Here is a 13,698-nt window from a genome sequence, read left to right as displayed (position 1 = left end):
CGGTTTTCCGGCTCATCCTTCGAGACAGAGGGCTGGGCCACATCAGGCTGTTCGGATCCCCGAAATCCTTATTGGCGTCTCAAACGATGGCAGTCAGCCCGTTCAAGTTCTTGCAGGAAGTGCGCTCGGAGACCGCCAAGGTCACCTGGCCGACCCGTCGCGAGACCACGATCACCACCATCATGGTGTTCGTGATGGTCGCCCTGGCCTCGATTTTCTTCTTCGCTGCCGACCAGATCATCCGTTACCTCATCACCTTCCTTCTGGGCATTCACTGATGGCAACAGCCGCCGCAACCCAATCGTCCGACAAGCGCTGGTACATCGTCCACGCCTATTCGAACTTCGAGAAGAAGGTCGCCGAATCGATCCGCGAGCAGGCCAAGCAGCGCGGGCTCGAGGACCTGTTCGAGCTGGTACTGGTTCCGACCGAGAAGGTCACGGAAGTGCGCCGCGGCCGCAAGATCGATGCCGAGCGCAAGTTCTTCCCGGGTTACGTGCTGGTGAAGATGAAGCTGACCGACGAGGCGTTTCATCTGATCAAGAACACGCCGAAGGTCACGGGCTTCCTCGGCGCCGAGAACAAGCCGATGCCGATCTCGGAGAACGAGGCCATGCGCATCCTGCACCAGGTGCAGGAGGGCGTGGAGCGTCCGAAGGCGTCGGTCTCGTTCGAGATCGGCGAGAACGTGCGCGTGGCCGACGGCCCGTTCGCCTCTTTCTCGGGTGTGGTCGAGGAAATCGACGAGGCACGCTCGCGCGTAAAGGTCGCGGTGTCGATCTTCGGCCGCGCAACGCCGGTCGAACTGGAATTCGGTCAGGTCGAGAAGGTCTGACCGGGTAGCGCGGGACGCCGGCAGGCATCCCGCAAAGAGAGGCCGTGGGAGGGAGAGGGCGGTTGCCAGCCGCATCCGACCCAGACCACGAACCTGAAACCGCCGGCGATTGCCGGCACAACAGGAGTGCTACATGGCAAAGAAAGTGACCGGATACCTGAAGCTTCAGGTCCCGGCCGGTGCGGCGAATCCTTCGCCCCCGATCGGTCCCGCGCTCGGTCAGCGCGGTCTCAACATCATGGAGTTCTGCAAGGCGTTCAACGCCCAGACCCAGAAGGAAGAGAAGAACACCCCGATCCCGGTGATCATCACCATCTATGCGGACCGTTCTTTCACCTTCGAGATGAAGACGCCTCCGATGTCCTACTTCCTCAAGCAGGCTGCCAAGATCCAGTCCGGCTCGAAGGCGCCGGGCCGTGACAAGGCCGGCAAGGTGACCCGCGCGCAGGTGCGCGAAATCGCCGAGAAGAAGATGAAGGACCTGAATTGCGACACCATCGAATCGGCCATGAAGATGGTCGAGGGCTCCGCCCGTTCGATGGGTCTGGAAGTTGCGGGGTAAGCGGTCATGGCAATCGGAAAGCGTTTGAACAAAGCCCGCGAAGGTGTTGACCGCGAAAAGCTTTACCCGCTCGCGGAAGCCATCAAGATGGTCAAGGAACGCGCGAAAGCGAAGTTCGACGAGACCATCGAGGTCGCCATCAATCTCGGCGTCGATCCGCGTCACGCCGACCAGATGGTCCGCGGTGTCGTGACCCTGCCGAACGGCACCGGCCGCACGCTCCGCGTCGGCGTGTTCGCCCGCGGCGCCAAGGCTGACGAAGCCAAGGCCGCGGGTGCCGACGTCGTCGGCGCCGAGGATCTGGTTCAGAAGGTGCAGGAAGGCACGATCGACTTCGATCGTTGTATTGCGACCCCCGACATGATGCCGCTGGTCGGCCGTCTCGGTAAGGTGCTCGGCCCGCGCGGCCTGATGCCGAACCCGAAGATTGGTACCGTGACCATGGACGTCACCGGTGCGGTGAAGGGCGCCAAGGGCGGCTCGGTCGAGTTCCGCGTCGAGAAGGCCGGCATCCTGCAGGCCGGCGTCGGCAAGGCCTCGTTCTCCGAGGAGAAGCTGGTCGAGAACATCAAGGCGCTCGCCGATGCGGTCTCGAAGGCGAAGCCGGCCGGCTCCAAGGGCACCTACATCCAGCGGGTTGCGGTGTCCTCGACGATGGGCCCGGGCGTGAAGGTCGAGCCGGGTACCATCCTCGGCTAAGTCCGGAAATTGCAAGAGGCGAGGGGCGGAATTGGGCAACCGATTCCGCCCCTCGTCGTTTGTGGGCGGCACTCACCGGAAACAAGAACAATGGCTGACAAGGTCCTGATCTACTCGCGTTTTCCGAAAACGATGATGGCGCGTTTCGCCGAGCGGTTCGAACTGCTCGACACCGGCGGCAAGCCCGCAGGCGAGGTGTTTTCGGCGAACGAGCTCGGCGGCATCCGGGCGCTGCTGACCGCCGGCGGTTCGCCGCTGGGGGCGGAGGCGATGGACCTGATGCCAAAGCTCGGCGCAATCGTCTGCTACGGCACCGGCTATGACGGCGTCGATCTGAAGGCGGCAGCTAGCCGCAATATTGCGGTCGGCCACAGCCCCGGCGCCAACGCGGCCTCGGTCGCCGACATCGCGATGACCCTGATGCTGGCGACGACGCGGCGAATGCTGGTCGCCGACCAATATGTCCGCAGCGGCGATTGGGCGGCGTCAAAGCCGTCGCCGATGATGCGGCCGCAGACCGGCATGCCTGGCCGCCGTATCGGCGTCTACGGGATGGGCGAGATCGGCCGCAAGATCGCTGCTCGCTGCGCCGCCTTCGAGAGCGAGGTCGGCTATTTCAGCCGCACCCGATACGATCTGCCGTATCAATATTTCCCGTCGCTGGAAGCACTTGCCGATTGGTGCAGCGTGCTGATGATCGCAGTGCGGGCAGGGGCCGAGACCCAGCACGTCGTCAATGCCGATATCCTGAGGCGCCTCGGCGCGGACGGCTATGTCGTCAACATCTCGCGCGGCTCGGTCATCGACCAGAAGGCCCTTGTCACCGCCTTGGCCGACAAGACCATTGCCGGCGCCGGCCTCGACGTGTTCGAGAAGGAACCGCACGCCCCCGACGCCCTCACGGCGCTGCCGAATGTGGTGTTCGCCCCCCATATCGGCGGCCACACCCTCGAATCGCATGTCGCCATGCAGAACTGCGTGCTGGCCAACCTGACCGCGTTCTTCGAGGGCAGGCCGCTGCCTCACCAGGTCAAATCGGTCTGAATCGGCCCTTGTCGGGCCGTATTAGGCCCGACCGGCAACGGATTGGAACTGGTGTGAATTTTGCTCTTGGCAATCAGGCAGAGAGCGGTTAAAGAACCGCCTCCGGACGTGCCGGCCCTGGCTGGCGCGTCCGTGCACGCATTCCGAAAACCCGACACGCAGGAGATCATTCCTTTTCAGGACGTCCGCAAGGATTTGCCCGAAAAGGAGAGAAAATCCATCGGCCGGTGGGATGCGGGCAGAGGTCGGGCGGTTCGCCGACTGGCCTTGTCCTGTCCAAGACTGCAGGCGCTCGCGGGAAATTCCGATTTCTCAACGGCTTAATCACACGGCCTGCATAGACGGGTGAAGACCGGATTTCACTTCGCGCCTACCTTAGGGGTAGCCGCGGAAGGAGTTTGGTTCGGACCTCGACACGCCGTGGGCTCTTAGGGGCTCCCGGAGGGCAGGCTTTGAATTGTCGTCTTGCCCGGCGTGTCCGATGGGTTTTGGCCCTGAGGTTCAGGTTTAGGCGGGACGATGGGTGCAACCCGGCGGTCCCGCTTTCGCGTTGACCGCCAACCGGAAAGAGCTTGCTGTGGAACGAGCGGCAAAAAAAGACGCGGTCGAACAGCTCAATGGGGTCTTCAAGACCACGAGCGTCGCGATCGTTGCTCAATATTCCGGCCTCACCGTCGCCCAGATGCAGAAGCTGCGCCAGCAGATGAAGCAGGCGGGTGCCTCGGTGAAGGTCTCGAAGAACCGTCTCGCCAAAATTGCTCTTGAAGGCACTGACGTCGTTGCCATCGGCCCCATGCTGAAGGGACCGACCGTGATCGCCACTTCGAACGATCCGGTAGCGGCGCCGAAGGTCGCCATCGAATTCGCCAAGGCGAACGAAAAGTTCGTCATCATCGGCGGCTCGATGGGAAAGACCGTCCTGAATGTCGACGGCGTGAAGGCGCTTGCCTCGCTGCCGTCGCTTGACGAACTGCGCGGCAAGATCGTCGGCCTCATCGTGGCCCCGGCGACCAAGCTTGCTCAGCTCGCCAACGCGCCCGCGGGCAAGCTCGCGCGCGTCATCCAGGCTCATGCCTCAAAGGGCGAAGCGGCCTGACGCCCTTCGCAAAACTCAAACCCGAACCAGACTTACACTCAAGGAAACTGAACAATGGCTGACTTGCAGAAGATCGTTGACGACCTCTCGAGCCTCACTGTGCTCGAGGCTGCCGAACTCGCGAAGCTCCTCGAAGAGAAGTGGGGCGTTTCGGCTGCCGCGGCTGTCGCCGTGGCCGGCCCGGCTGGTGGTGGCGCCGCTGCCGCTCCGGCGGAAGAGAAGACCGAGTTCACGGTCGTTCTCGCCAGCGCCGGCGACAAGAAGATCGAGGTCATCAAGGAAGTCCGCGCCATCACCGGTCTCGGCCTGAAGGAAGCAAAGGACCTCGTCGAGGGTGCTCCGAAGCCGCTGAAGGAAAGCGTGAACAAGGACGAAGCCGACAAGATCAAGGCCCAGCTCGAGAAGGCTGGCGCGAAGGTCGAGCTCAAGTAAGCAACGCTTACGGGCAAGGTCCCGGGTCGAGGCCCGGGACCTTGGTTCGCCCTCAGAAGGGTGGGCCGGATGCAAAAGGCGTGCGACGGATCGTCCCGACGCAGGCCAAACACGAAAATGTGTGGGGATTTGAGGGTTTGTCCCTCGAATCTGCACTATTGTCGCCCCATATCGGGTCGGCAGCACGAAAGCGCGGTGGGCAGGGCGTCGGATTTCCCTGTAAGCCGTTGGGAGAGCAGGCTATTTCGGGCTTTTGCAGTCCGTGAAGACGATCGTTGAGACGGGCGGGCGCGCACCAGCGCCCCGCGCGTCGTTTTGCGTTTTGAAGGTCTGAAGAACAGATTCAGGACATTCCCGCCTGAAACTGAGTCTCCGGCCCCCAAAGCGGGTTCGACAAATTCAACCCGGGGAGCGGTGGCAGCCGCGTTCCGGACGGTTCGCCCGGAGCGGGCGACGAAAATGAGAGGCCACGATGGCGCAGCAGACATTCACCGGTCGCAAACGCGTTCGCAAGTTCTTCGGACACATCAAGGAAGTTGCCGAGATGCCGAACCTCATCGAGGTTCAGAAGGCGTCCTATGACCAGTTCCTGATGGTCGACGAACCCCAGGGCGGGCGCCTCGACGAGGGCCTGCAGGCTGTGTTCCGGTCCGTGTTCCCGATCTCCGACTTCTCGGGCACCTCGATGCTGGAATTCGTCCGCTACGAGTTCGAGCAGCCGAAATACGACGTCGACGAGTGCCGTCAGCGCGGCATGACCTTCGCGGCCCCGCTCAAGGTGACGCTGCGCCTCATCGTGTTCGATATCGACGAGGAAACCGGCGCGAAGTCGGTCAAGGACATCAAGGAGCAGGACGTCTACATGGGCGACATCCCGCTCATGACGATGAACGGCACCTTCATCGTAAACGGCACCGAGCGCGTCATCGTCTCGCAGATGCACCGTTCGCCGGGCGTGTTCTTCGACCACGACAAGGGCAAGACCCATTCCTCGGGCAAGCTGCTGTTCGCCGCCCGCGTGATCCCGTATCGCGGCTCCTGGCTCGACATCGAGTTCGACGCCAAGGACATCGTCTATGCGCGTATCGACCGTCGCCGCAAGATTCCGGTGACGTCGCTGATGTTCGCCCTCGGCCTCGACGGCGAGGCGATCCTGTCCACGTTCTACAAGAAGATCCTCTACAAGCGGACCAAGGAAGGCTGGCGCGTTCCGTTCGACGCCAACCGCTTCCGCGGCTACTCGACCATCAACGATCTGATCGATGCCGACACCGGCAAGGTCGTGCTCGAGGCCGGCAAGAAGCTCACCGTCCGTGCCGCCCGCCAGCTCCAGGAGAAGGGGCTCAAGGCGCTGCGCCTGTCGGACGAGGAGCTCGTCGGCAACTACCTCGCCGAGGACCTCGTCAACCCGAAGACCGGTGAGATCCACGCCGAAGCCGGTGAGGAAATCACCGACAAGTCGCTCAAGGTGCTCAACGAGCACGGTTACAAGGAACTGCCGCTGCTCGACATCGACCATGTCAATGTCGGCGCCTATATCCGCAACACGCTCGCGGCCGACAAGAACATGACGCGTGAGGACGCGCTGTTCGACATCTACCGCGTGATGCGTCCGGGCGAGCCGCCGACGCTGGATTCGGCGCAGGCGATGTTCCAGTCGCTGTTCTTCGATGCCGAGCGTTACGACCTCTCCGCGGTCGGCCGCGTCAAGATGAACATGCGCCTCGACCTCGATGCGCCCGACACCCAGCGTACGCTGCGCAAGGAAGACATCCTTTGCGTCATCAAGACGCTGGTGGATCTGCGCGACGGCAAGGGCGAGATCGACGACATCGACCATCTCGGCAACCGCCGCGTGCGCTCGGTCGGCGAGCTCATGGAGAACCAATACCGCATCGGCCTCCTGCGCATGGAGCGCGCGATCAAGGAGCGCATGTCCTCGGTCGACATCGACACGGTCATGCCGCAGGACCTGATCAACGCCAAGCCGGCGGCGGCTGCCGTGCGCGAGTTCTTCGGCTCCTCGCAGCTCTCGCAGTTCATGGACCAGACCAATCCTCTGTCGGAGATCACCCACAAGCGCCGTCTCTCGGCACTTGGACCGGGCGGTCTGACCCGCGAGCGCGCCGGCTTCGAAGTGCGCGACGTGCATCCGACGCATTACGGCCGCATCTGCCCGATCGAGACGCCGGAAGGTCCGAACATCGGCCTGATCAACTCGCTCGCCACCTTCGCGCGCGTGAACAAGTACGGCTTCGTCGAGACGCCGTATCGCAAGGTCAAGGACGGTCGCGTTACCGACGAGGTCGTGTACCTCTCGGCGATGGAAGAGGGCCGCTACTCGGTCGCGCAGGCCAACGTGCCTGTCGACGCCAAGGGCCGCTTCACCGAAGACCTCGTGGTCTGCCGCGCCAGCGGCACCCGCGACGTCGTGCCGCTGACGCCCGACAAGGTCGACTACATGGACGTATCGCCGAAGCAGCTCGTTTCGGTCGCCGCAGCCCTGATCCCGTTCCTCGAGAACGACGACGCCAACCGCGCGCTGATGGGCTCGAACATGCAGCGCCAGGCGGTGCCGCTGGTTCGCGCCGAAGCGCCGTTCGTCGGCACCGGCATGGAAGGTGTAGTTGCGCGTGACTCGGGTGCTGCGATCGCGGCACGCCGTTCGGGCGTGATCGACCAGATCGACGCGACCCGCGTCGTCATCCGCGCCACCGAGGATCTCGATCCGACCAAGTCGGGCGTCGATATCTATCGGTTGATGAAGTACCAGCGCTCCAACCAGTCGACCTGCATCAACCAGCGTCCGCTGGTGAAGGTCGGCGACATCGTCAAGAAGGGCGACATCATCGCCGACGGTCCGTCGACCGATCTCGGCGAGCTCGCGCTTGGCCGCAACGTGCTCGTCGCGTTCATGCCGTGGAACGGCTACAACTTCGAAGACTCGATCCTGCTCTCCGAGCGGATCGTGAAGGAGGACGTCTTCACCTCGATCCACATCGAGGAGTTCGAGGTGATGGCCCGCGACACCAAGCTCGGCCCTGAGGAAATCACCCGCGACATCCCGAACGTTTCGGAAGAAGCGCTGAAGAACCTCGACGAAGCCGGTATCGTCTACATCGGCGCTGAAGTGCGGGCCGGCGACATCCTGGTCGGCAAGATCACGCCGAAGGGCGAAAGCCCGATGACGCCGGAAGAGAAGCTTCTGCGCGCCATCTTCGGCGAGAAGGCCTCCGACGTTCGCGACACCTCGCTGCGCGTTCCCCCGGGCGTGCAGGGCACGATCGTGGAAGTCCGCGTGTTCAACCGCCACGGCGTCGACAAGGACGAGCGTGCGCTGGCGATCGAGCGGGAAGAGATCGAGCGTCTGGCCAAGGACCGAGACGACGAACAGGCGATCCTGGACCGCAACGTCTACAACCGTCTTGCCGAGCTCCTCGAGGGGCGGCAGGGCATTGCAGGTCCCAAGGGCTTCAAGAAGGACACCAAGATCACCCGTGCGGTGCTCGAGGAGTACCCGAAGTCGCAGTGGTGGCTGTTCGCTTCGCCCAACGACAAGCTGATGGCCGAGATCGAGGCCATGCGGAAGCAGTACGACGAGTCGAAGAAGGGGCTCGAGCAGCGCTTCCTCGACAAGGTCGAGAAGCTCCAGCGTGGTGACGAGCTTCCGCCCGGCGTGATGAAGATGGTCAAGGTCTTCGTCGCGGTGAAGCGCAAGATCCAGCCCGGCGACAAGATGGCCGGCCGTCACGGCAACAAGGGCGTGGTGTCGAAGATCGTGCCGATCGAGGACATGCCGTTCCTCGAGGACGGCACGCACGCCGACATCGTGCTCAATCCGCTGGGCGTGCCCTCGCGCATGAACGTCGGACAGATCCTCGAGACCCATCTCGGCTGGGCCTGCGCCGGCCTCGGCAAGCGCATCGGCCAGACGGTCGATGCCTATTTGTCGAAGCAGGACATCAAGCCGCTGAAGGAAACCTTGAAGAAGGTCTATGGCGAGGACGAGACGATCAAGACGCTCAACGACAACGAGCTGCTTGAACTCGGCCACAACTTAAGCCGCGGCGTGCCGATCGCGACGCCGGTGTTCGATGGTGCCAAGGAGACCGACATCGAGGAGATGCTGAAGCTCGCGGGTCTCGACGCGTCCGGCCAGTCGACCGTCTATGACGGCCGCACCGGCGATGCCTTCGATCGCAAGGTGACGGTGGGCTACATCTACATGCTCAAGCTGCACCATCTGGTCGACGACAAGATCCACGCGCGTTCGATCGGTCCGTACTCGCTCGTCACCCAGCAGCCGCTGGGCGGCAAGGCGCAGTTCGGCGGCCAGCGTTTCGGCGAAATGGAGGTGTGGGCGCTCGAAGCTTACGGCGCGGCCTACACGCTCCAGGAAATGCTGACCGTGAAGTCGGACGACGTCGCCGGCCGTACCAAGGTGTACGAGGCGATCGTGCGCGGCGACGACACCTTCGAGGCCGGCATTCCGGAATCGTTCAACGTGCTGGTCAAGGAAATGCGCTCGCTCGGCCTCAACGTCGATCTGCACAATTCCAAGATGGGACCGGCGCCGACGTCGGAAGCGGCCGAGTAACACGACCTTTCATGCCCGGCCTTCGCGGCCGGGCATTGGCGCCCCTCCCGATGCCTTGAGGGCAGGGCGCCCCGCTCGAGTGATTTTCGAATTTGCGGCCGGAGGCGACCGGTACGCGAGGAGAAGACGATGAACCAAGAAATTATGAATCTCTTTAACCCGACGACGCCGGCTCAGGTCTTCGACCAGATCCGGATCTCGATCGCGTCCCCGGAGAAGATTCTGTCCTGGTCCTACGGCGAGATCAAGAAGCCGGAGACCATCAACTACCGTACCTTCAAGCCCGAGCGCGACGGCCTGTTCTGCGCCCGCATCTTCGGGCCGATCAAGGACTACGAGTGCTTGTGCGGCAAGTACAAGCGCATGAAGTACAAGGGCATCATCTGCGAGAAGTGTTCGGTCGAGGTCACGCTGTCGCGCGTCCGGCGCGAGCGCATGGGCCATATCGAGCTCGCGGCTCCCGTCGCCCACATCTGGTTCCTGAAGTCGCTGCCGTCGCGCATCGGCCTTCTGCTCGACATGACGCTGAAGGATCTCGAGCGGATCCTCTACTTCGAATACTACGTCGTGCTGGAGCCGGGCCTCACCGCGCTGAAGGACCGTCAGCTGCTGTCGGAAGACGAGTATCTGAAGGCGCAGGACGAATACGGCCAGGACAGCTTCACCGCCATGATCGGCGCGGAAGCGATCCGCGAGCTGCTCAAGGGCATGGACCTCGAGAAGCTCGAAGTGTCGCTTCGCGCCGAGATGCAGGAGACCGACTCCGACATCAAGCATAAGAAGCTCGCCAAGCGTCTGAAGATCGTCGAGGCCTTCCGCCACTCCGGCAACAAGCCGGAATGGATGATCCTGACTGTGGTTCCCGTGATCCCGCCGGACCTGCGTCCGCTGGTGCCGCTGGACGGCGGCCGCTTCGCAACCTCCGACCTCAACGACCTGTACCGCCGCGTCATCAACCGCAACAACCGCTTGAAGCGGCTGATGGAGCTGCGCGCGCCCGACATCATCATCCGCAACGAGAAGCGCATGCTTCAGGAAGCGGTCGATGCGCTGTTCGACAACGGCCGCCGCGGCCGCGTCATCACCGGTGCCAACAAGCGCCCGCTGAAGTCGCTCGCCGATATGCTCAAGGGCAAGCAGGGTCGTTTCCGTCAGAACCTGCTCGGCAAGCGCGTCGACTATTCCGGCCGTTCGGTGATCGTGGTCGGTCCCGAGCTGCGCCTGCATCAGTGCGGCCTGCCGAAGAAAATGGCTCTCGAGCTGTTCAAGCCGTTCATCTACTCGCGGCTTGACGCCAAGGGCCTGTCCACCACCGTGAAGCAGGCGAAGAAGCTGGTCGAGAAGGAGCGGCCCGAGGTCTGGGACATCCTGGACGAGGTGATCCGCGAGCATCCCGTGCTGCTCAACCGCGCGCCGACGCTGCATCGCCTGGGCATCCAGGCGTTCGAGCCGGTGCTGATCGAGGGCAAGGCGATCCAGCTTCACCCGCTGGTCTGCTCGGCGTTCAACGCCGACTTCGACGGCGACCAGATGGCCGTGCACGTTCCGCTGTCGCTCGAAGCGCAGCTGGAAGCGCGCGTGCTGATGATGTCGACCAATAACATCCTGCATCCGGCGAACGGCCAGCCGATCATCGTGCCCTCGCAGGACATCGTGCTCGGTCTCTACTACGTCTCGATCATGCGCGAAGGCCTGCCCGGCGAGGGCAAGCTGTTCGGCGACATGGCCGAGCTCGAGCACGCCCTGCACGCGAAGGTCATCCACCTCCACACCAAGATCAAGTACCGGTGGGAAGGCATGGACGAGACCGGCAAGGTCTCCAAGCGCTGGATCGAAACCACTGCGGGCCGCGTCATGCTCGGCAATCTGCTGCCGAAGAACCCGCGCATCTCGTACGAGATCATCAACAAGCTGATGACCAAGCGCGAGATCTCGGGCGTCATCGACCAGGTCTATCGTCACTGCGGCCAGAAGGAGACCGTGATCTTCTGCGACCGCATCATGGCGCTCGGCTTCTACAACGCGTTCAAGGCCGGCATCTCATTCGGCAAGGACGACATGGTCGTGCCGCACGGCAAGTGGAAGATCGTCGACACCACCCGTACGCTGGCGAAGGATTTCGAGCAGCAGTACAACGACGGTCTGATCACCCATGGCGAGAAGTACAACAAGGTCGTCGACGCCTGGTCGAAGGCCACGGAAGAAATCGCCAAGGCGATGATGAAGGAGATCTCCGCCACCAAGAAGACGGCGAGCGGAGCCGATGCCGACATCAACTCGATCTACATGATGGCTCACTCCGGTGCCCGCGGTTCGCCGGCCCAGATGCGCCAGCTCGCCGGCATGCGCGGCCTGATGGCCAAGCCGTCGGGTGAGATCATCGAGACGCCGATCATCTCGAACTTCAAGGAAGGCCTCTCGGTTCTCGAGTACTTCAACTCGACCCACGGCGCCCGTAAGGGCCTCGCGGACACCGCGTTGAAGACCGCGAACTCTGGCTACCTGACCCGTCGTCTGGTCGACGTCGCGCAGGACTGCATCATCACGCAGTCCGATTGCGGCACCAAGCTCGGCATCAAGATGCGCGCCATCGTCGATGCCGGCACCGTGGTCGCTTCGCTCGGTTCGCGCATCCTCGGACGCACGGCCTGCGAAGACGTGCGTGACAGCTCGGGCAAGGTGATCATCAAGCGCGACACGCTGATGGAAGAGAGCCATCTGGAGGCCATCCAGCAGGGTGGCGTTCAGGAGGTGAAGATCCGCTCGGCGCTGACCTGCGAACTCGTCAACGGCATCTGCGGCAAGTGCTACGGCCGCGACCTCGCCCGCGGCACGCCGGTCAACCACGGCGAAGCGGTCGGCGTCATCGCGGCGCAGTCGATCGGCGAGCCGGGCACCCAGCTCACCATGCGCACCTTCCACATCGGTGGTGCGGCGCAGCTCAACGAGCAGTCTTTTGTCGAAGCCAATTTCGACGGCAAGATCGTGATCCGGAACAAGGCCATCGCCCGCAACAGCGAAGGTCATCTGATCGCAATGGTGCGCAACATGGTGGTGGCTGTCGTCGATGCCGACGGCACCGAACGTGCGACGCACCGTGTCCAGTATGGCTCGCGCCTCCACGTCGACGAGGGCGATATGGTCAAGCGTGGCCAGCGCATCGTCGAGTGGGACCCGTACACCCGTCCGCTTCTCACCGAAGTGGAAGGCACCATCGGCTTCGAGGATCTGGTCGAAGGCCAGTCGATCTCGGAAACGCTGGACGAGGCCACCGGTATCGCCAAGCGCGTGGTCATCGACTGGCGCTCGACCCGCGGCGGCTCGGACCTGCGTCCGGCCATCGTGGTGAAGGGCAAGGACGGCAAGGTGCTCAAGCTCGCCCGTGGCGGCGACGCTCGCTACATGCTGTCGGTCGACGCCATTCTCTCGGTCGACGTCGGAGCCAAGGTCAATCCGGGCGACATCCTCGCTCGTGTCTCGACCGAAAGCGCCAAGACGCGTGACATCACCGGCGGTCTGCCGCGGGTGGCGGAACTGTTCGAGGCACGGCGTCCGAAGGATGCGGCGATCATCGCCGAGATCGCGGGCACCATCCGGTTCGGACGCGACTACAAGAACAAGCGTCGCATCTCGATCGAGCCGATGGACAAGACCGACGAGCCGCGCGAGTACCTGATCCCGAAGGGCAAGCACATCCACCTTCAGGACGGCGACGTCGTCGAAAAGGGCGACTTCATCGTGGAAGGCAACCCGGCGCCGCACGACATCCTCGCGGTCAAGGGTATCGAAGAGCTCGCAGCCTATCTGGTCAACGAAATCCAGGAGGTCTACCGGCTCCAGGGCGTGCTCATCAACGACAAGCACATCGAGGTGATTGTCCGTCAGATGCTCCAGAAGGTGGAAATCACCGACCAGGGCGACACGGACATGATCTCCGGCGAGCAGGTCGACAAGATCGAGTTCGACGCGCTGAACGAGAAGGCCAAGGAAGAGGGCAAGAAGCCCGCCACGGGTACGCCGGTTCTGCTCGGCATCACCAAGGCGAGCCTGCAGACCCGCTCCTTCTTCTCGGCGGCCTCGTTCCAGGAGACCACCCGCGTCCTCACGGAAGCGGCGGTCAACGGAAAGATCGATCCGCTCGAAGGCCTCAAGGAGAACGTCATCGTCGGCCGGCTGATCCCGGCGGGCACCGGCGCCTCCATGGCCAAGATCCGCGAGGTCGCCATGAAGCGCGACAAGCTGATTCTCGACGAGCGCGAGAAGCAGGCGACCGTCGCGCCGCCGGCGCCGGAGGCGGAGCTTCCCGCACTGCCGCCTGCGGAATAATAGCTCCTCCGTACGATTACTGAGGATAACGGAAAGGCCGGCTTTTGCCGGCCTTTTTGTTGCTTTCTGCGCTTGCTGCAATGCAGGATCAGTCTTTGTTCATCTTT

General features: G+C 63.1%; 9 protein-coding genes. All 9 read left to right on the top strand.

Annotated features, from left to right (window positions below):
* Positions 1–86: 86 nt before the first annotated feature.
* The 9 genes from secE (at position 87) to rpoC (ending at position 13,591) form a co-directional block, all read left to right on the top strand.
* The gene (gene secE / locus IF809_RS18035) at positions 87–278 is read left to right on the top strand and encodes a preprotein translocase subunit SecE (protein ID WP_092294122.1); all 192 of its coding nucleotides are present in this window, start codon (positions 87–89) and stop codon (positions 276–278) included.
* Entirely contained in the window at positions 278–835 is a 558-nt protein-coding gene (gene nusG, locus IF809_RS18030; RefSeq protein WP_128966840.1) for a transcription termination/antitermination protein NusG, read from the top strand. The genes secE and nusG overlap by 1 nt, the downstream gene beginning before the upstream one ends.
* A 133-nt stretch (positions 836–968) precedes the next feature.
* Positions 969–1,397 (top strand): 50S ribosomal protein L11, encoded by a 429-nt coding sequence (rplK, locus tag IF809_RS18025; protein WP_057745528.1) that lies wholly within the window; start codon positions 969–971, stop codon positions 1,395–1,397.
* Positions 1,398–1,403: 6 nt separating this feature from the next.
* On the top strand, positions 1,404–2,096 hold the full coding sequence (rplA, locus tag IF809_RS18020; protein WP_128966839.1) for a 50S ribosomal protein L1: 693 nt from the start codon (positions 1,404–1,406) through the stop codon (positions 2,094–2,096).
* 90 nt (positions 2,097–2,186) lie between these two features.
* On the top strand, positions 2,187–3,140 hold the full coding sequence (locus tag IF809_RS18015) for a 2-hydroxyacid dehydrogenase (protein ID WP_453997181.1): 954 nt from the start codon (positions 2,187–2,189) through the stop codon (positions 3,138–3,140).
* 577 nt (positions 3,141–3,717) lie between these two features.
* Positions 3,718–4,236 (top strand): 50S ribosomal protein L10, encoded by a 519-nt coding sequence (gene rplJ, locus IF809_RS18010; RefSeq protein WP_092294972.1) that lies wholly within the window; start codon positions 3,718–3,720, stop codon positions 4,234–4,236.
* Between the two features lie 54 nt (positions 4,237–4,290).
* The gene (gene rplL, locus IF809_RS18005; RefSeq protein WP_462838112.1) at positions 4,291–4,668 is read left to right on the top strand and encodes a 50S ribosomal protein L7/L12; all 378 of its coding nucleotides are present in this window, start codon (positions 4,291–4,293) and stop codon (positions 4,666–4,668) included.
* 472 nt (positions 4,669–5,140) lie between these two features.
* Entirely contained in the window at positions 5,141–9,265 is a 4,125-nt protein-coding gene (rpoB, locus tag IF809_RS18000) for a DNA-directed RNA polymerase subunit beta (protein WP_128966837.1), read from the top strand.
* Positions 9,266–9,394: 129 nt separating this feature from the next.
* Positions 9,395–13,591, top strand: coding sequence for a DNA-directed RNA polymerase subunit beta' (gene rpoC, locus IF809_RS17995; protein ID WP_128966836.1), 4,197 nt, complete (start codon positions 9,395–9,397; stop codon positions 13,589–13,591).
* Positions 13,592–13,698: the final 107 nt, after the last annotated feature.

The organism is Bradyrhizobium sp. UFLA06-24, assembly GCF_054967145.1.
Note: the sequence above shows the minus strand (reverse complement) of the source record. Positions and strands in the feature narration are given on the sequence as shown.

Bases quoted from the DNA above. Each gene is read 5' to 3' on its own strand.
- rplK (WP_057745528.1), top strand. From the start codon at position 969: ATGGCAAAGAAAGTGACCGGATACCTGAAGCTTCAGGTCCCGGCCGGT.
- rpoC (WP_128966836.1), top strand. From the start codon at position 9,395: ATGAACCAAGAAATTATGAATCTCTTTAACCCGACGACGCCGGCTCAG.
- IF809_RS18015 (WP_453997181.1), top strand. From the start codon at position 2,187: ATGGCTGACAAGGTCCTGATCTACTCGCGTTTTCCGAAAACGATGATG.
- rpoB (WP_128966837.1), top strand. From the start codon at position 5,141: ATGGCGCAGCAGACATTCACCGGTCGCAAACGCGTTCGCAAGTTCTTC.
- rplA (WP_128966839.1), top strand. From the start codon at position 1,404: ATGGCAATCGGAAAGCGTTTGAACAAAGCCCGCGAAGGTGTTGACCGC.
- secE (WP_092294122.1), top strand. From the start codon at position 87: ATGGCAGTCAGCCCGTTCAAGTTCTTGCAGGAAGTGCGCTCGGAGACC.
- nusG (WP_128966840.1), top strand. From the start codon at position 278: ATGGCAACAGCCGCCGCAACCCAATCGTCCGACAAGCGCTGGTACATC.
- rplL (WP_462838112.1), top strand. From the start codon at position 4,291: ATGGCTGACTTGCAGAAGATCGTTGACGACCTCTCGAGCCTCACTGTG.